Origin of the sequence: Streptomyces sp. NWU339, assembly GCF_003143855.1 — a bacterium.
Classification (GTDB): Bacteria; Actinomycetota; Actinomycetes; order Streptomycetales; family Streptomycetaceae; genus Streptomyces.
Genome location: NZ_QFRK01000013.1, coordinates 104,256 through 121,928, shown reverse-complemented (window position 1 = coordinate 121,928; position 17,673 = coordinate 104,256). Strand labels below are relative to the sequence as shown.

At 71.0% G+C, this 17,673-nt stretch carries 16 protein-coding genes; 15 read left to right on the top strand and 1 reads right to left on the bottom strand.

The window, feature by feature from the left end; genetic code table 11:
- Positions 1–113: 113 nt before the first annotated feature.
- Positions 114–935: a peptidylprolyl isomerase gene (locus DIZ27_RS18145; protein WP_109379473.1), complete on the bottom strand. Its 822-nt coding sequence runs from the start codon at positions 933–935 to the stop codon at positions 114–116.
- A gap of 204 nt (positions 936–1,139) precedes the next feature.
- Between DIZ27_RS18145 and DIZ27_RS18140 the strand changes: the two genes are divergently transcribed.
- From DIZ27_RS18140 to DIZ27_RS18065, 15 genes are all read left to right on the top strand, one after another.
- A complete protein-coding gene (locus DIZ27_RS18140) occupies positions 1,140–1,856 on the top strand; it encodes an MBL fold metallo-hydrolase (protein WP_109379472.1) in 717 nt (238 codons plus the stop codon).
- 11 nt (positions 1,857–1,867) lie between these two features.
- Positions 1,868–3,130, top strand: a complete 1,263-nt coding sequence (gene hisS, locus DIZ27_RS18135; RefSeq protein ID WP_109379471.1) for a histidine--tRNA ligase — start codon at positions 1,868–1,870, stop codon at positions 3,128–3,130.
- A gap of 309 nt (positions 3,131–3,439) precedes the next feature.
- The gene (locus DIZ27_RS18130) at positions 3,440–4,099 is read left to right on the top strand and encodes a vitamin K epoxide reductase family protein (protein WP_181383570.1); all 660 of its coding nucleotides are present in this window, start codon (positions 3,440–3,442) and stop codon (positions 4,097–4,099) included.
- Positions 4,100–4,142: 43 nt separating this feature from the next.
- The gene (locus DIZ27_RS18125) at positions 4,143–5,498 is read left to right on the top strand and encodes a replication-associated recombination protein A (protein WP_109379469.1); all 1,356 of its coding nucleotides are present in this window, start codon (positions 4,143–4,145) and stop codon (positions 5,496–5,498) included.
- A gap of 337 nt (positions 5,499–5,835) precedes the next feature.
- Positions 5,836–6,450: a 30S ribosomal protein S4 gene (rpsD, locus tag DIZ27_RS18120; protein ID WP_109379468.1), complete on the top strand. Its 615-nt coding sequence runs from the start codon at positions 5,836–5,838 to the stop codon at positions 6,448–6,450.
- Positions 6,451–6,725: 275 nt separating this feature from the next.
- A complete protein-coding gene (locus DIZ27_RS18115; RefSeq protein WP_109379467.1) occupies positions 6,726–7,169 on the top strand; it encodes a DUF948 domain-containing protein in 444 nt (147 codons plus the stop codon).
- A 7-nt stretch (positions 7,170–7,176) separates the two neighbouring features.
- Entirely contained in the window at positions 7,177–7,548 is a 372-nt protein-coding gene (locus DIZ27_RS18110; RefSeq protein WP_109379466.1) for a hypothetical protein, read from the top strand.
- Positions 7,548–10,217 (top strand): alanine--tRNA ligase, encoded by a 2,670-nt coding sequence (gene alaS / locus DIZ27_RS18105; RefSeq protein WP_109379465.1) that lies wholly within the window; start codon positions 7,548–7,550, stop codon positions 10,215–10,217. Before DIZ27_RS18110 ends, alaS begins: the two co-directional genes overlap by 1 nt.
- Before the next feature lie 44 nt (positions 10,218–10,261).
- Positions 10,262–10,726 (top strand): Holliday junction resolvase RuvX, encoded by a 465-nt coding sequence (ruvX, locus tag DIZ27_RS18100; protein ID WP_109379564.1) that lies wholly within the window; start codon positions 10,262–10,264, stop codon positions 10,724–10,726.
- 124 nt (positions 10,727–10,850) lie between these two features.
- Positions 10,851–12,650 carry an endolytic transglycosylase MltG gene (mltG, locus tag DIZ27_RS18090; RefSeq protein WP_109379464.1) on the top strand — a complete coding sequence of 600 codons (1,800 nt, stop codon included), beginning with the start codon at positions 10,851–10,853 and terminating at the stop codon, positions 12,648–12,650.
- Positions 12,640–13,479 (top strand): shikimate dehydrogenase, encoded by an 840-nt coding sequence (locus DIZ27_RS18085; protein WP_109379463.1) that lies wholly within the window; start codon positions 12,640–12,642, stop codon positions 13,477–13,479. The genes mltG and DIZ27_RS18085 overlap by 11 nt, the downstream gene beginning before the upstream one ends.
- Before the next feature lie 276 nt (positions 13,480–13,755).
- Positions 13,756–14,940, top strand: a complete 1,185-nt coding sequence (gene aroC / locus DIZ27_RS18080; RefSeq protein ID WP_109379462.1) for a chorismate synthase — start codon at positions 13,756–13,758, stop codon at positions 14,938–14,940.
- 26 nt (positions 14,941–14,966) lie between these two features.
- Complete coding sequence (locus DIZ27_RS18075) at positions 14,967–15,449, top strand: shikimate kinase (RefSeq protein WP_181383581.1); 483 nt, start codon at positions 14,967–14,969, stop codon at positions 15,447–15,449.
- Positions 15,446–16,540 carry a 3-dehydroquinate synthase gene (gene aroB / locus DIZ27_RS18070; protein WP_109379460.1) on the top strand — a complete coding sequence of 365 codons (1,095 nt, stop codon included), beginning with the start codon at positions 15,446–15,448 and terminating at the stop codon, positions 16,538–16,540. The genes DIZ27_RS18075 and aroB overlap by 4 nt, the downstream gene beginning before the upstream one ends.
- Positions 16,541–16,777: 237 nt before the next feature.
- Entirely contained in the window at positions 16,778–17,659 is an 882-nt protein-coding gene (locus DIZ27_RS18065; RefSeq protein ID WP_109379563.1) for a Pro-rich N-terminal domain-containing protein, read from the top strand.
- Positions 17,660–17,673 lie beyond the last annotated feature (14 nt).

Sequence of the window (17,673 nt, the reverse complement as noted above, 5' to 3'; positions counted from 1 at the left end):
CAGAGGGCTTTGCTACCCCCGGGCATCGTCCACAGTTTTCGTCACGGCCAACATAGGCGACCGACGGGACACCTGTCCGCATCCCGCGCGACCGAAATTCCGCAGCTGGGCGGTCAGGATTCGGTGACGGTCGCCTTGTCGATCACGACCGTCGCGTTGGGCGGGCCGTCACCCGCTCCGGTGCCGTCACCGGCGGCGGCGATCTTCTTCAGGACCTTCATGCCGGCCTCCGAGACGGTGCCGAACGGCGTGTAGCTCGGCGGGAGCGGGCTGTCCTCGTACACCAGGAAGAACTGGCTGCCGCCGCTGTCCTTCTGCCCGGTGTTCGCCATCGCGACGGTGCCCGCCGGGTACGTGTTGTCCTTCAGGCTTTCGTCCTTCAGGTTCTCGTCCGGGATCGTGTAGCCGGGACCGCCGGTGCCGGTGCCCGTCGGATCACCGCACTGCAGCACGTAGATGCCGTTGGTGGTGAGCCGGTGGCACTTGCTGTGGTCGAAGTAGCCCTTGTCGGCGAGGAAGTTGAACGAGTTGACGGTGTGCGGGGCCGCCGACGCCTTGAGCGCCATGTCGATCGTGCCGCAGGTCGTCTCGAGCGTCATCGTGTACTTCGCCGACTCGTCGATGGAGATCGCCGGCTCCTTCTTCCAGGTCTTCGACGCGACCTCGCCCCCGGCCGGCTTCTCGCACGGGTCGGGCGCCTTGCCGGTCGCCTCGGCGCTCGGCGTGACCTCCGCGCTCGCGTTGGCCTTGTCCCCATCCGATTCGAACGCCCCGGCCGTGTACAGCGCGAGGCTGCCGATCAGGACCACGCCGAGCGCGGAAGCGATCACCGAGTTGCGGGTCCGCGCCTTGCGTCGTGCCTGGGTGCGCCGCTGCTGCTGCCGCAAGAACTTCTCCCGCGCGAGCTGACGCCGCCGCTGTTCCTGGCTGACCACCGGGTTTACTCCTCATGCGTCTCGTGTGCCGACCGGTACGCGTGCCTGCGGCGGACCGACCGTCTGCGTGTGCCCCGTACCGTATATGGGTTCGCTGTGGAATCGGCAGCGCCGGTAGGCTCTGACGACGGGCGCGAGCCCCGTCGCAAGCCTCCCGTATCGACACAACCGTCGACACGACCCTCGACACAACGAAGGACGATCGTGCTCATTGCCGGGTTCCCCGCCGGGGCCTGGGGGACGAACTGTTATCTCGTCGCCCCCGCCGCCGGTGAGGAGTGCGTGATCATCGACCCCGGCCATCAGGCCGCCCCGGGAGTGGAGGAGGCGGTCCGCAAGCATCGGCTGAAGCCCGTCGCCGTCGTCCTCACCCACGGCCACATCGACCACGTGGCCTCCGTCGTCCCCGTGTGCGGGGCGCACGACGTACCGGCCTGGATCCACCCCGACGACCGGTACATGATGAGCGACCCCGAGAAGGCCCTGGGCCGCTCCATCGGGATGCCGCTGATGGGCGAGCTGACCGTGGGGGAGCCGGACGACGTCAAGGAGCTGGCCGACGGCGTGAAACTCGAACTGGCCGGACTGGAGCTGACGGTCGCGCACGCGCCGGGGCATACCAAGGGGTCGGTGACCTTCGGCCTGCCCGAGGCGGCGGACATCCCGCCGGTCTTCTTCTCGGGCGACCTGCTGTTCGCCGGCTCCATCGGACGCACCGACCTGCCCGGCGGTGACATGGCCGACCTGCTCGACTCGCTGGCGCGTGTGTGCCTGCCGCTCGACGACTCGACCGTGGTGCTGTCCGGACACGGACCCCAGACGACCATCGGCCAGGAGCGCGCCACCAACCCGTATCTGCGGCAGGTGGCGGCAGACCGCCAAGGACGCGGCGCCGCCGACGCTCCCCGACGAGGAATGTGACAAGACCTTCCGTGAGCACCTTCAAGGCCCCCAAGGGCACCTACGACCTGATCCCTCCGGACAGCGCCAAGTACCTCGCCGTCCGCGAGGCCATCGCCGCCCCGCTGCGCGACTCCGGTTACGGCTACATCGAGACACCCGGCTTCGAGAACGTCGAGCTGTTCGCGCGCGGTGTCGGCGAGTCCACCGACATCGTCACCAAGGAGATGTACGCCTTCGAGACCAAGGGCGGCGACCGCCTCGCCCTGCGGCCCGAAGGCACGGCCTCCGTGCTGCGCGCGGCCCTGGAGGCCAACCTGCACAAGGCCGGCAACCTCCCGGTCAAGCTCTGGTACTCCGGCTCGTACTACCGCTACGAGCGCCCCCAGAAGGGCCGGTACCGCCACTTCTCCCAGGTGGGCGCGGAGGCGATCGGCGCCGAGGACCCGGCGCTGGACGCCGAACTGATCATCCTGGCGGACCAGGCGTACCGCTCCCTGGGGCTCAGCGGCTTCCGCATCCTGCTGAACTCCCTGGGGGACAAGGAGTGCCGCCCCGTCTACCGGTCCGCACTGCAGGACTTCCTGCGCGGCCTGGACCTGGACGAGGACACCCTGCGCCGCGCGGAGATCAACCCGCTGCGCGTCCTGGACGACAAGCGCGAGTCGGTCCAGAAGCAGCTGACCGGCGCCCCCCTGCTGCGCGACTACCTGTGCGACACCTGCAAGACGTACCACGAGGAGGTCCGCGAGCTGATCACGGCCGCGGGCGTCTCGTTCGAGGACGACCCGAGGCTGGTGCGCGGCCTGGACTACTACACGCGCACCACCTTCGAGTTCGTCCACGACGGTCTGGGCTCCCAGTCCGCGGTGGGCGGCGGGGGCCGCTACGACGGTCTCTCCGAGATGATCGGCGGCCCCGCGCTGCCGTCCGTCGGCTGGGCGCTCGGTGTCGACCGCACCGTGCTGGCCCTGGAGGCGGAGGGCGTCGAACTCGAGCTCCCCGCCACCACCAGCGTGTTCGCCGTCCCGCTCGGCGACGAGGCCCGCCGGGTGCTGTTCGCCAAGGTCACCGAACTGCGCAAGAACGGCGTCGCCGCCGACTTCGCCTACGGCGGCAAGGGCCTGAAGGCGGCGATGAAGGCGGCCAACCGCTCGGGCGCGCGCTACGCCCTGGTGCTCGGCGAGCGCGACCTCGCCGAGGGCGTCGTCCAGCTCAAGGACATGGGGTCCGGCGAGCAGACCGCGGTCGGCGTGAACGAGATCGTGGCCGAGCTGGAGGCACGGCTCGGCTGATCCCCGTACGCGGCCACGCGCGGACCACGCGCCACGGAGGCGCCGGTGTGCCCCTGCGGCACCCGGCGCCTCCGTCGTCGATGCCGGGAACCCCGGGGACTCCGGGAACCCGGGGGACGCCGATTCGTCCGAACGGGGGACCCGGCTGGGGCGTGTGTGCGGTCATGGCACAGACGGCGGCCGAAACCGAGCCCTCACGGGGGTGACTCGTACGTTCTTGTGGCCAGTGGGCGGTGGGTGCACAGGTGCGTGCGGCACAATGGCCCTGCCCGAAGCAGGTCCACCCTCCCCAGCGACGGAATCGGCGTGATGAGCAAGACGACTGTGAAGGACGTGTCCACCGTGCCCGAGCCTTCGCCGGGACCCGCCGCCGGGCCGCCCCGCGAAGGCGCCGGCCGTGCGTTCGCCCTGCTCCTGGTCATCACCGGCGCGGCCGGCGTACTCGCCGCGTGGGTCATCACGCTGGACAAGTTCAAGCTGCTCGAGGCCAAGGTCAAGGGCGAGACGTTCGTCCCCGGATGCAGTCTCAACCCGGTGGTCTCCTGCGGCAGCGTGATGGAGAGCGACCAGGCGTCCGTCTTCGGGTTCCCCAACCCGATGCTGGGCCTGGTCACCTACGGCATCGTCGTCTGCGTCGGCATGAGCCTGCTCGCCGGGGCCCGCTTCCCCCGCTGGTACTGGCTCACTCTCAACGCGGGCACCCTGTTCGGCACCGGCTTCTGCGCCTGGCTGATGTTCCAGTCCCTGTACCGGATCAACGCCCTGTGCCTGTGGTGCTGCCTGGCCTGGGTCGCCACGATCATCATGTTCTGGTACGTGACGTCGTTCAACGTCCGCAAGGGCTTCCTGCCCGCCCCCGGCTGGCTGAAGAGCTTCTTCGGCGAGTTCACCTGGGTCATGCCGGTGCTGCACATCGGCGTCATCGGCATGCTGATCCTGACCCGCTGGTGGCATTTCTGGACCAGCTGACGGGCCCGCCGCGTTGTCGGTGCGGTCCTTTAGGGTTGCCGACGTGGAGCCCGACCTGTTCACCGCCGCAGCAGAAGAACGCCAGCAGAAGGACCCGACCGGCAGCCCCCTCGCCGTGCGGATGCGCCCGCGCACGCTCGACGAGGTGGTGGGCCAGCAGCATCTGCTGAAGCCGGGCTCCCCCCTGCGCCGGCTGGTCGGCGAGGGTGCCTCGGGCCCCGCGGGCCCGTCCTCGGTGTTCCTGTGGGGGCCTCCCGGCACCGGCAAGACGACCCTGGCCTACGTCGTCTCCAAGGCCACCAACAAGCGTTTCGTCGAGCTGTCGGCGATCACCGCGGGCGTCAAGGAGGTCCGCGCGGTCATCGACGGCGCCCGCCGCGCCTCCGGCGGGTACGGCACGGAGACCGTCCTCTTCCTCGACGAGATCCACCGTTTCAGCAAGGCCCAGCAGGACTCCCTGCTCCCCGCGGTCGAGAACCGCTGGGTCACGCTGATCGCCGCGACCACCGAGAACCCCTACTTCTCGGTCATCTCCCCCCTGCTCTCCCGCTCCCTCCTGCTCACCCTCGAACCCCTCACCGACGACGACGTCCGCGGCCTGATGCACCGCGCGCTCGGCGACGAACGGGGCCTGAAGGGCGCCGTCACCCTCCCCGAGGACACCGGGGACCATCTGGTGCGCATCGCCGGCGGGGACGCCCGCCGCGCCCTGACCGCCCTGGAGGCCGCCGCGGGGGCCGCGCTGGACAAGGGCGAGGCGGCGATCTCCCTGGCCACCCTGGAGGAGACGGTCGACCGGGCCGCCGTGAAGTACGACCGCTCCGGCGACCAGCACTACGACGTCGCCAGCGCCCTGATCAAGTCCATCCGCGGCTCCGACGTCGACGCCGCCCTGCACTACCTGGCCCGGATGATCGAGGCCGGCGAGGACCCCCGCTTCATCGCCCGCCGCCTGATGATCTCCGCCAGCGAGGACATCGGCCTCGCCGACCCGAACGCGCTGCCGATCGCGGTCGCCGCCGCCCAGGCCGTCGCCATGATCGGCTTCCCCGAGGCGGCCCTCACTCTGAGCCACGCCACCATCGCCCTCGCCCTGGCCCCCAAGTCCAACGCGGCCACCACCGCGATCGGCGCCGCCCTGGACGACGTGCGCAAGGGGCTGGCCGGGCCCGTGCCGCCGCATCTGCGCGACGGGCACTACAAGGGCGCGGCCAAACTGGGCCACGCGCAGGGGTACGTGTACCCGCACGACCTGCCCGAGGGCATCGCGCGGCAGCAGTACGCCCCGGACGCCCTGAAGGACCGCGCGTACTACGAGCCCACCCGGCACGGAGCCGAGGCACGGTACGCCGACGCGGTGGAGTGGACCAGGAAGCACCTCGGTAGGAAGCAGCCGTGAGCACCCTGTAGAATTCTCCGGAGCTGAGTCCCGTGTCCGGCCCCGCAAGGGAAACCGGCGCCACCAGAGCGGGACATCCGGCAGGAGGGTCTGCCCCCGGGCAGGGATCTCCAGGAGCGTCGCGCACCGTCGAACGGTGTCGCGGGCAGCCCACCACCACCCGGAATCCCGGGAGCGGTCGGTGGGCCACTCGCGTGCTGCACGTATGTGCCCAGATCAGGGGAGCGGCTGCCCGGCAGGTCCGACACGGACCCGCGGGGTTTCCCCGGCTGCGGATGCGACCTCCCTTAACCCTGGTGAAGCCGTATTCGCACAGAGAACACGAGGTGTTTGGTTCATGGCGAACCAGTCCCGTCCCAAGGTCAAGAAGTCGCGTGCCCTGGGTATCGCGCTGACCCCGAAGGCCGTCAAGTACTTCGAGGCCCGCCCCTACCCCCCGGGTGAGCACGGCCGCGGCCGCAAGCAGAACTCGGACTACAAGGTCCGTCTGCTGGAGAAGCAGCGCCTGCGCGCCCAGTACGACATCAGCGAGCGCCAGCTCGTCCGCGCGTACGAGCGTGCCGCCAAGACGACGATCAAGACCGGTGACGCCCTCGTCATCGAGCTCGAGCGCCGTCTCGACGCCCTGGTCCTGCGTTCGGGCATCGCCCGCACGATCTACCAGGCCCGTCAGATGGTCACCCACGGCCACATCCAGGTCAACGGCAAGAAGGTCGACAAGCCCTCCTTCCTCCTGCGCCCGGACGACGTCGTGCAGGTCCGTGAGCGCAGCAAGGACAAGACGCTCTTCACGATCGCCCGCGAGGGTGGCTTCGCCCCCGACGGCGAGACCCCGCGCTACCTTCAGGTGAACCTCAAGGCCCTGGCGTTCCGCCTGGACCGTGAGCCGAACCGCAAGGAGATCCCGGTGATCTGCGACGAGCAGCTCGTCGTCGAGTTCTACGCCCGCTGACCCCAGCAGGCAGGCGGTACCTCAGCCCGCCGTCTCCCCGCCCCTCAGGGTGGGCGGGGCGGCGGGCTGCTGCATGGGCGCCCCGGCCGCGACGTGCCGACCCCGCCGGACGGTAATCCGGTGCGGAGTCCCGCCACCGGCGCGATAGGCTCGGTGCACGAATTTCTTGACGTTCTCGGTGTTTCTCGAAGTTCTCGATGTTCCTTGAGGCTCCTTGAGGTTCTTCGAAGCTCTTCGATGTGGCAGGCACGTTTCTCAGGGAGCAGGTGCGCACAGTGTCCGGTGGAGAGGTGGCCGGAATCCTGGTGGCCGTGTTCTGGGCGATCCTGGTCTCCTTCCTCGCCGTCGCACTGGCGAGGCTGGCCCAGACGCTCCGGGCGACCACCAAGCTCGTGGCGGACGTGACCGACCAGGCCGTCCCGCTGCTGGCGGACGCCTCCTCGGCGGTGCGCTCCGCGCAGACCCAGATCGAACGGGTCGACGCGATCGCCTCCGACGTCCAGGAGGTCACCTCCAACGCCTCCGCGCTGTCGACCACCGTCGCCTCCACCTTCGGCGGCCCGCTGGTCAAGGTCGCCGCCTTCGGCTACGGCGTGCGCCGGGCCGTCAGCGGCCGCAAGGAGGACACGTCCGCCAGGGCACCGGGACGCACCGTGATCGTGGGCCGCGCCGTCCCGGGCATGCGGCGGGCGGGGCGCACCCGGGGAAAGAAGGACTGACGCAGCGATGTTCCGCCGTACCTTCTGGTTCAGCACCGGCGTCGCCGCCGGGGTGTGGGCCACCACCAAGGTCAACCGCAAGCTGAAGCAGCTGACCCCCGAGAACCTCGCCGTGACCGCGGCGAACAAGGCGATCGAGGCGGGCGGCCGGCTCAAGGACCGGGCAGTGGACTTCGCGTTCGACGTCCGCGACAACATGGCCCGGCGCGAGGCCGAACTGGGCGACGCCCTCGGCCTCGACGCCCCCGCCGACCGGGAACTCCCGGCGGCCCGCCGGTACGCCGCCATCGAGAACCGCAACAGCCCGAAGCACGACCCCCGGTACGTCGAGCGCTCGACGTACCTGACGCACCCGTACAACCGGAATGAGGACCACTGATGGAGTCGGCCGAGATCCGCCGCCGCTGGCTGAGCTTCTTCGAGGAGCGCGGGCACACCGTCGTCCCTTCGGCGTCGCTCATCGCGGACGACCCGACTCTGCTGCTCGTCCCGGCCGGCATGGTGCCCTTCAAGCCCTACTTCCTGGGCGAGGTCAAGCCGCCCTTCGACCGCGCCACCAGCGTCCAGAAGTGCGTCCGCACGCCGGACATCGAAGAGGTCGGGAAGACCACCCGGCACGGCACCTTCTTCCAGATGTGCGGCAACTTCTCCTTCGGCGACTACTTCAAGGAAGGCGCCATCAAGCTCGCCTGGGAGCTGCTCACCAGCTCCCAGGAGCAGGGCGGCTACGGCCTGGACCCCGAGCGCCTGTGGATCACCGTCTACCAGGACGACGACGAGGCCGAGCGGATCTGGCGCGACGTCGTCGGCGTGCCCGAGGAGCGCATCCAGCGCCTGGGCAAGAAGGACAACTACTGGGACATGGGCGTCCCCGGCCCCTGCGGTCCCTGCTCCGAGATCAACTACGACCGCGGCCCCGAGTTCGGCGTCGAGGGCGGCCCCGCCGTCAACGACGAGCGGTACGTGGAGATCTGGAACCTCGTCTTCATGCAGTACGAGCGGGGCGAGGGGCCGGGCAAGGACTACCCGATCCTCGGCGACCTGCCGAGCCAGAACATCGACACGGGCCTCGGCCTGGAACGGCTCGCCATGATTCTGCAGGACGTGCAGAACATGTACGAGATCGACACCTCCATGGCCGTCATCAAGAAGGCCACCGAGCTGACGGGCGTGGCCTACGGCGACGCCCAGGCCTCCGACGTCTCGCTGCGCGTGGTCACCGACCACATGCGCACCTCCGTGATGCTCATCGGCGACGGTGTCACCCCCGGCAACGAGGGCCGCGGCTACGTGCTGCGCCGCATCATGCGCCGCGCCATCCGCAACATGCGCCTCCTCGGCGCCACCGGCCCGGTCGTCAAGGACCTCATCGACATCGTGATCGAGATGATGGGGCAGCAGTACCCCGAGCTGATCACCGACCGCGAGCGGATCGAGAAGGTCGCCGTCGCCGAGGAGAACGCCTTCCTCAAGACGCTGAAGGCGGGCACCAACATCCTCGACACCGCCGTCACCGAGACCAAGCAGTCCGGCGGCACGGTCCTGGCCGGCGACAAGGCCTTCCTGCTCCACGACACCTGGGGCTTCCCGATCGACCTCACCCTGGAGATGGCCGCCGAGCAGGGGCTCTCCGTGGACGAGGACGGCTTCCGGCGGCTGATGAAGGAGCAGCGGGAGCGGGCCAAGGCCGACGCCCAGGCCAAGAAGACCGGCCACGCCGACCTCGGCGCCTACCGCGAGATCGCCGACCGGGCCGGCGCCACCGACTTCACCGGCTACACCGACACCGAGGGCGAGTCCACCGTCGTGGGCATCCTCGTCGACGGCGTCTCCTCACCGGCCGCCACCGAGGGCGACGAGGTGGAGATCGTCCTCGACCGCACCCCGTTCTACGCCGAGGGCGGCGGCCAGATCGGCGACACCGGCCGGATCAGGGCCGACTCCGGTGCCGTCATCGAGGTCCGCGACTGCCAGAAGCCGGTGCCGGGCGTGTACGTCCACAAGGGCGTCGTCCAGGTCGGCGAGGTGACCGTCGGCGCCAAGGCCCACGCCTCCATCGACGACCGCCGCCGCAAGGCCATCGCCCGCGCCCACTCCGCCACCCACCTCACCCACCAGGCCCTGCGTGACGCCCTCGGCCCGACGGCCGCCCAGGCCGGTTCCGAGAACCAGCCCGGCCGCTTCCGCTTCGACTTCGGCTCGCCCTCCGCCGTTCCGACGGCCGTGATGACCGATGTCGAGCAGAAGATCAACGAGGTGCTCGCCCGTGACCTCGACGTGCGTGCCGACGTCATGCGGATCGACGAGGCCAAGAAGCAGGGCGCCATCGCCGAGTTCGGCGAGAAGTACGGCGAGCGCGTGCGCGTGGTGACCATCGGCGACTTCTCCAAGGAGCTGTGCGGCGGCACCCACGTGCACAACACCGCCCAGCTCGGCCTGGTCAAGCTGCTCGGCGAGTCCTCCATCGGCTCCGGCGTGCGCCGCATCGAGGCCCTGGTCGGCGTGGACGCCTACAACTTCCTCGCCCGCGAGCACACTGTCGTCGCCCAGCTCCAGGAGCTGATCAAGGGCCGCCCGGAGGAGCTCCCGGAGAAGGTCTCCGCCATGCTCGGCAAGCTCAAGGACGCCGAGAAGGAGATCGAGAAGTTCCGCGCCGAGAAGGTGCTCCAGGCCGCCGGAGGCCTCGCCGAGTCCGCCAGGGACGTCCACGGGGTCGCCCTGGTGACCGGCCAGGTCCCGGACGGCACCGGCGCCGACGACCTGCGCAAGCTGGTGCTGGACGTACGAGGGCGCATCCAGGGGGGCCGGGCCGCCGTCGTCGCCCTGTTCACGGTCAACAACGGCAAGCCCCTCACCGTGATCGCCACCAACGAGGCCGCCCGCGAGCGCGGTCTCAAGGCCGGTGACCTGGTCCGCACGGCCGCCAAGACCCTCGGCGGCGGTGGCGGCGGCAAGCCGGACGTCGCTCAGGGCGGCGGCCAGAACCCGGCCGCCGTCGGTGAAGCCGTCGACGCCGTCGAGCGGCTCGTGGCGGACACGGCCAAGTGAGCGAGCCCGTGGCCAACCCCACGCCGGGCGGAGACGGCCCCGCGATGCGCCGCGGGCGCCGGCTCGCGATCGACGTCGGGGACGCCCGTATCGGGGTCGCCTCGTGCGACCCCGACGGGATCCTCGCCACTCCGGTCGAGACGGTGCCCGGCCGGGACGTCCCGGCGGCTCACCGGCGCCTTCGGCAGCTCGTCGAGGAGTACGAGCCGATCGAGGTCGTGGTCGGTCTCCCTCGCTCCCTCAAGGGGGGCGAGGGCCCCGCCGCGGCCAAGGTCCGCGGCTTCACCCAGGAGCTGGCCCGCCGGATCGCGCCGGTGCCGGTGCGGCTCGTGGACGAGCGCATGACGACGGTGACGGCGAGCCAGGGGCTGCGCGCCTCGGGCGTGAAGTCCAAGAAGGGGCGCTCCGTCATCGACCAGGCCGCCGCGGTGATCATCCTCCAGCAGGCACTCGAATCCGAACGGGTGTCAGGCAACCCACCCGGTGAGGGCGTCGAAGTGGTCATCTGATCGCGGTACGGTAACGTTCCGCGCGATGCGGTGGCGTTCGAACAGCCACCGCACAGAGAGAGGCGGGACGGGTGCCGGCGCCCCCACAGCCGCGCGACCGCCGCCTCGCGGCTCTAGGGGATCGATGACTGAGTATGGCCGGGGCCAAGGCTCCGAACCGTGGCACCCGGACGACCCGTTGTACGGCGACGGCGGGTGGACCGGGCAGCATGCCCAGCAGGCCCAGCCGGGTCAGCAGTCCCCCTACGAGGGCCAAGCGCAGCATTACCCGCAGCAGCAGTACGGCGACTGGGGCAGCGCCGAGCAGGGCGGATACGGCCAGCAGCAGTACCCGCAGCACGACCAGCAGCAGTACCCGCAGCAGTACGGTCAGCAGCAGCACGACCAGCAGCAGTACCCGCAGCAGTACGGTCAGCAGCAGTACGACCAGCAGTACGCCCCCCAGCAGATGCAGCATCCCGACCAGCAGCCGTACGACACCGGCGGCTGGCACAACGGCGCCCACCCGCAGGACCCGTACGCGGCGGCCGATCCGACGGACCCGTACGGGCAGCAGGGCGGTGCGTACGGCGCTCAGCAGTCCGACCACTACGGCACACCGGAGGCCTATCCGCCGCCGGAGCCCCCGGCCCACCGGAACGCCGAGCCCGAGCGGCGGCCGGAGCGGGAGGCGGACCCGGAGCCGGACACCGACTGGGACCCCGGCCCCGACCAGGGAGAACACGCCTTCTTCTCGGGCGCCGACGATGACGACGAGGACGGTGACGGCGATCCGGGCGCTCGCCGCGGCCGAGGCGAGCGCCGGGGCAGGAGCGGCAAGGCCGACAGGGGAGCCAAGGGCGGCAAGGACAAGAAGCGGCGCAACGGATCCGCCTGCCTCGTGGTGGTGCTGGTCCTCGGCGGCGGTCTGGCCGGGGTGAGCTACTTCGGCTGGCAGTTCGTCCAGGATCGTTTCGGCAGCGCCCCGGACTTCGCGGGCGACGGGAACGGCGAGCAGGTGACCGTCACGATCCCCAAGGGCGCGGGCGGATACGCCATCGGCCAGGTGCTCAAGAAGGAAGGCGTGGTCAAGAGCGTCGACGCCTTCGTCGCGGCCCAGGCGAGCAACCCGCAGGGCAAGACGATCCAGGACGGCGTCTATACGCTCGAGCTGGAGATGTCGGCCGAGAGCGCGGTCGAGCTGATGCTCAGCCCGAAGAGCCGCAGCAACCTGATCATCGCCGAGGGCTGGCGCAACGCCAAGATCTACGAGAGTATCGACGAACGTCTCAAGCTCGACGACGGGACCACGGCGAAGGTCGCCGAGAAGGACTGGAAGAAGCTCGGCCTGCCCGACTGGGCGGTGAACGGCGGGGACGTCAAGGATCCACTGGAGGGCTTCCTCTACCCGTCCAGCTACGCGGTGGGCAAGGACGCGAAGCCCGCGGACGTGCTGAAGGAGATGGTGGGCCGGGCCACCGAAAAGTACGAGGCACTGCAGTTCCCGGAGAAGGCCGAGAGCCTCGGTCTCGAAGGGCCGTGGGAACTGGTGACGGTCGCGAGTCTGGTGCAGGCCGAGGGCAAGACCCACGACGACTTCCGCAAGATGTCCGAGGTCATCTACAACCGCCTCAAGCCCAGCAATACCGAGACCTACCAGTTGCTCCAGTTCGACTCGACCTTCAACTACTTGAAGGGCGCGAGCAACATCCGCATCAGCGAGTCCGAGATCAACAGAAACAAGGACCCGTACAACACCTATACCAACAAGGGGCTGCCGCCCGGCCCCATCGGCAATCCCGGGGACGACGCGCTGACCGCGGCCCTGAAGCCGACCAAGGACGGCTGGGTCTACTTCGTGGCCACCGACGGAATAAGCAAGACCGAGTTCGCCAAGACGCACGACGAGTTCCTGAAGTTGAAGGACAAGTTCAATGCCAGTTAGGGCGGCCAGGGCACGACGGGCAGCCGTCCTCGGCTCTCCGATCGCCCACTCCCTCTCCCCGGTGCTGCACCGTGCCGCGTACGCGGAACTGGGGCTGAGGGAGTGGACGTACGACCGGTTCGAGGTCGACGAGCAGGCCCTGCCGGGCTTCTTCGGGACGCTCGGACGCGAGTGGGCCGGGCTGTCGCTGACCATGCCGCTCAAGCGGGCCGTGATCCCGCTGCTGGACGGAATCAGCCAGACCGCGGCCTCGGTCGACGCGGTCAACACCGTCGTGTTCGCCGAGGACGGCCGGAGGACCGGTGACAACACCGACATCCCCGGCATGGTCGCCGCCCTGCGCGAGCACGGCATCGAGAAGGTGGACACCGCGGCCGTCCTCGGCGCCGGCGCCACCGCCTCGTCCGCGCTGGCCGCGCTGTCCCGGATCTGCACCGGCGAGGTCGCCGTCTACGTGCGCAGCGAGGCACGCGCCGCCGAGATGGGGCAGTGGGCCGAGCGGCTCGGCGTCGCGGTGCGCATCGCCGACTGGGACGACGCCGAGCAGGCCCTGCACGCTCCGTTGGTGATCACCACCACCCCGGCGGGCGTCACCGACACCCTCGCCCGAGCCGTGCCGGAACGCCCCGCGGCCCTCTTCGACGTGCTCTACGACCCCTGGCCGACCGCCCTCGCAGCCCGCTGGTCGGCGTGCGGCGGCGCCGTGGTCGGCGGGCTCGACCTGCTGGTGCACCAGGCGGTGCTCCAGGTCGAGCAGATGACGGGACGCGCCCCGGCCCCGGTGGCCGTCATGCGAGAAGCAGGCGAGCGCGCTCTCGCGGCCCGATAGGGATCCGTCCCGGCGCCGCAGGGGGCGGAACGGGGGAGGGGCACACCTCTCCTGACCGCGGGCGGCCGGACACGGGCAGGGACGCGGGGCCGGCTTCCTCGGGGCCCACGCTTCGCCGCAGCCCGTCCGTCTGATGGACCGGCGGCCGGACGCACCGCCCGGACGTGGGAGGATCGGAAACGGCGGGCCGGGGCCACGCACCCCGTCGCGCCATAGCCGTACGCGAGGACGCGCGTGCGCAGAGCAGTACCAGGGCGCGAGCACCGAGGAGCACCGTTGAGCAGGTTGCGCTGGCTGACCGCGGGGGAGTCCCACGGCCCCGCACTCGTCGCGACGCTGGAGGGTCTTCCCGCCGGCGTACCGATCACCACGGACATGGTGGCGGACCATCTCGCGAGGCGGCGGCTGGGCTACGGTCGCGGTGCCCGGATGAAGTTCGAGCGGGACGAGGTCACCTTCCTCGGCGGCGTCCGGCACGGCCTCACCCTCGGTTCCCCGGTCGCGGTCATGGTGGGCAACACCGAGTGGCCGAAGTGGGAGCAGGTCATGGCGGCCGACCCGGTCGACCCCGAGGTCCTGGCCGGCCTCGCCCGCAACGCCCCGCTGACCCGCCCGCGCCCCGGCCACGCGGACCTCGCCGGCATGCAGAAGTACGGCTTCGACGAGGCCCGGCCGATCCTGGAGCGGGCCTCCGCGCGCGAGACCGCGGCCCGTGTGGCACTGGGCGCGGTGGCCCGGTCGTACCTGAAGGAGACGGCCGGCATCGAGATCGTCTCCCACGTGGTGGAGCTGGCCGCCGCCAAGGCGCCCTATGGGGTGTACCCGACCCCGGCCGACGTGGAGAAGCTGGACGCGGACCCGGTGCGCTGCCTGGACGCGGGCGCCTCGGAAGCGATGGTCGCCGAGATCGACCAGGCCCACAAGGACGGCGACACCCTCGGCGGCGTGGTCGAGGTGCTGGCGTACGGCGTCCCCGTCGGGCTGGGCTCGCACGTGCACTGGGACCGGCGTCTCGACGCCCGGCTGGCCGCCGCCCTCATGGGTATCCAGGCGATCAAGGGCGTCGAGGTCGGCGACGGCTTCGACCTGGCCCGGGTGCCCGGCTCCAAGGCGCACGACGAGATCGTCCCCACCGACGAGGGCATCCGGCGCGCCTCGGGCCGCTCCGGCGGCACCGAGGGCGGCCTGACCACCGGTGAGCTGCTGCGGGTGCGGGCCGCGATGAAGCCCATCGCGACCGTGCCGCGGGCGCTGAAGACGGTGGACGTCGCCACCGGCGAGGAGGCCGCCGCCCACCACCAGCGCTCCGACGTGTGCGCCGTGCCGGCGGCCGGCATCGTCGCCGAGGCCATGGTGGCACTGGTCCTCGCGGACGCGGTCGCGGAGAAGTTCGGCGGCGACAGCGTCACCGAGACCCGCCGCAACGTGACGTCCTACCTCGAGAACCTGGCCGTCCGGTGACCCCGCTGATCGTGCTGGTGGGCCCGATGGGAGTGGGCAAGTCCACCGTCGGGCGGCTGCTGGCCGAGCGGCTGGGCGTCGGCTACCGGGACACCGACGACGACATCGTCGCCGCGCAGGGCCGCAGCATCGCCGAGATCTTCGTGGACGAGGGCGAGTCCGCCTTCCGCGCGATCGAGAAGCAGGCGGTGCGCACCGCGCTCGCCGAGCACGAGGGCGTCCTGGCCCTGGGCGGTGGCGCCGTCCTCGACGCCGACACGCGTGCGCTGCTCGCCGGGGAGCGGGTCGTCTATCTGTCGATGGACGTCGAGGAGGCGGTCAAGCGCACCGGGCTCAACGCCGCCCGCCCCCTGCTCGCGGTCAATCCGCGCAAGCAGTGGCGCGAGCTGATGGAGGCCCGGCGCCATCTGTACGAGGAGGCCGCGACGGCCGTCGTGGCCACGGACGGCCGCACGCCGGAAGAAGTCACCCGCTCCGCCCTGGACGCACTGGAGATGAAGCAAGCATGAGCAGCGAGGCAGTGACGCGGATCCACGTCGGCGGCACCGCGGGCACCGACCCGTACGAGGTCCTGGTGGGCCGTCAGCTCCTGGGCGAGCTCGGCGGGTTGATCGGGGACAAGGCCAAGCGGGTCGCGATCGTGCACCCCGAGGCGCTCGCCGAGACCGGCGACGTGCTCCGCGCCGACCTCGCCGAGCAGGGCTACGAGGCCATCGCCATCCAGGTGCCCAACGCGGAGGAGGCCAAGACGGCCGAGGTCGCCGCGTACTGCTGGAAGGCGCTCGGGCAGTCCGGATTCACCCGCACCGACGTCATCGTCGGCGTGGGCGGCGGCGCCAGCACCGACCTGGCCGGTTTCGTGGCCGCGACCTGGCTGCGCGGGGTGCGCTGGATCGCGGTCCCGACCACGGTGCTGGCCATGGTGGACGCGGCCGTCGGGGGCAAGACCGGCATCAACACCGCCGAGGGCAAGAACCTGGTGGGCGCCTTCCACCCGCCCGCCGGTGTGCTGTGCGACCTCGCCGCCCTGGACTCCCTCCAGGTCAACGACTACGTCTCCGGACTGGCGGAGGTCATCAAGGCCGGCTTCATCGCCGACCCGGTGATCCTGGACCTCATCGAGGCCGACCCCCAGGCCGCCCGCACCCCGGCGGGCCCGCACACCGCCGAGCTCATCGAGCGCTCGATCCGGGTCAAGGCCGAGGTCGTCTCCTCCGACCTGAAGGAGGCGGGCCGCCGGGAGATCCTCAACTACGGGCACACCCTCGGCCACGCAATCGAGAAGAACGAGCGCTACAAGTGGCGCCACGGCGCGGCGGTGTCGGTGGGCATGCACTTCGCCGCCGAACTCGGCCGGCTCGCCGGCCGTCTGGACGACGCCACCGCCGACCGGCACCGCGCCGTCCTCGAGTCGGTGGGGCTGCCCCTGCACTACCGCTACGACCAGTGGCCCAAGCTGCTGGAGACCATGAAGGTCGACAAGAAGTCCCGCGGGGACCTGCTGCGCTTCATCGTCCTCGACGGTCTCGCCCGGCCCACCGTGCTGGAGGGCCCGGACCCGGCGGTGCTGCTCGCCGCTTACGGAGAAGTGGGGGAGTAGCCCCCGGAGCAGACCCGGAGCAGACCCCCGGCCCCGATCGCCGGGCCGTTCGGCCCGGCGATCGGGGCACTCGGGGACGCCTCCGGCCGTTCATCCGACAACGGCAGTGGGCCGTACCGTTCGAACAGACACCCCGACGCTCTAGGGTGGGGGAGAGCGGGGACCCACCCTGCCTTCAGTGCTTGTCGCCTGTGGCGAGTGAACCGAGCCCAGCAGACCGAGACGGAGTGGCACCGGATGCAGCACGCAGTGGGTTCTCCGCTGCCGCCGCCCCACCGACCGGGGCACGGACCGGCCGACGGCTGGTCACCGGCCGCACACCACCCGGGAGCGCACCAGGGGCCCGCCCCGGTGCCCCCACCACCTCCGGCCCCTCCGGCCCCTCCGGCCCAGGGGTACCCCGCGCCCCCGCCCGGGCCGACGCCCCGCCCCGCAGGCGTTCCGCAGGCCGGGCATCCCTCGGTTCCGCCGCCGGACGCCACCGGTCATGTGCCGCTGCCGCCCGGCGGCCCCGTGGCCGTGCCCAGCGCCCCGCAGGCCCCCGCGGCCCCCGACCCGGCCGGTACGACGCTCGCGGTGCTGCTCATAGGCCCGGCGGGAGCGGGGAAGACCAGTGTCGCCAAGTACTGGGCGGACCACCGCCGGGTGCCGACCGCGCACATCAGCCTGGACGACGTACGGGAGTGGGTGCGGTCGGGCTTCGCCGACCCGCAGACCGGGTGGAACGACCACTCGGAGGCGCAGTACCGGCTGGCCCGCCGCACCTGTGGCTTCGCCGCGCGCAACTTCCTCGCCAACGGCATCTCCTGCATCCTCGACGACGCGGTCTTCCCCGACCGCCCCGTCGTCGGCCTCGGTGGCTGGAAACGGCATGTGGGGCCGGGCCTGCTGCCCGTCGTCCTGCTGCCGGGCCTGGACATCGTCCTGGAACGCAACGCGGAGCGGTCCGGCAACCGCCGCCTCGGCGACGAGGAGGTCGCCCGCATCCACGGCCGCATGGCCGGCTGGTACGGCTCGGGCCTCCCGATCATCGACAACTCCCAGCTCGGCATACCGGAGACGGCCGCGATCCTGGACGACGTCCTGGCCCGGTCCATCGCCAGCCCTCCGGCCTGGTGAATCCCGCCCACGGC

Excerpts from the sequence above, each read along its gene's own strand:
- DIZ27_RS18130 (WP_181383570.1), top strand. The coding sequence starts at position 3,440 with ATGAGCAAGACGACTGTGAAGGACGTGTCCACCGTGCCCGAGCCTTCG.
- aroB (WP_109379460.1), top strand. The coding sequence starts at position 15,446 with ATGAGCAGCGAGGCAGTGACGCGGATCCACGTCGGCGGCACCGCGGGC.
- DIZ27_RS18075 (WP_181383581.1), top strand. The coding sequence starts at position 14,967 with ATGGGAGTGGGCAAGTCCACCGTCGGGCGGCTGCTGGCCGAGCGGCTG.
- DIZ27_RS18065 (WP_109379563.1), top strand. The coding sequence starts at position 16,778 with ATGCAGCACGCAGTGGGTTCTCCGCTGCCGCCGCCCCACCGACCGGGG.
- alaS (WP_109379465.1), top strand. The coding sequence starts at position 7,548 with ATGGAGTCGGCCGAGATCCGCCGCCGCTGGCTGAGCTTCTTCGAGGAG.
- rpsD (WP_109379468.1), top strand. The coding sequence starts at position 5,836 with ATGGCGAACCAGTCCCGTCCCAAGGTCAAGAAGTCGCGTGCCCTGGGT.
- ruvX (WP_109379564.1), top strand. The coding sequence starts at position 10,262 with ATGCGCCGCGGGCGCCGGCTCGCGATCGACGTCGGGGACGCCCGTATC.
- mltG (WP_109379464.1), top strand. The coding sequence starts at position 10,851 with ATGACTGAGTATGGCCGGGGCCAAGGCTCCGAACCGTGGCACCCGGAC.
- DIZ27_RS18085 (WP_109379463.1), top strand. The coding sequence starts at position 12,640 with ATGCCAGTTAGGGCGGCCAGGGCACGACGGGCAGCCGTCCTCGGCTCT.
- DIZ27_RS18110 (WP_109379466.1), top strand. The coding sequence starts at position 7,177 with ATGTTCCGCCGTACCTTCTGGTTCAGCACCGGCGTCGCCGCCGGGGTG.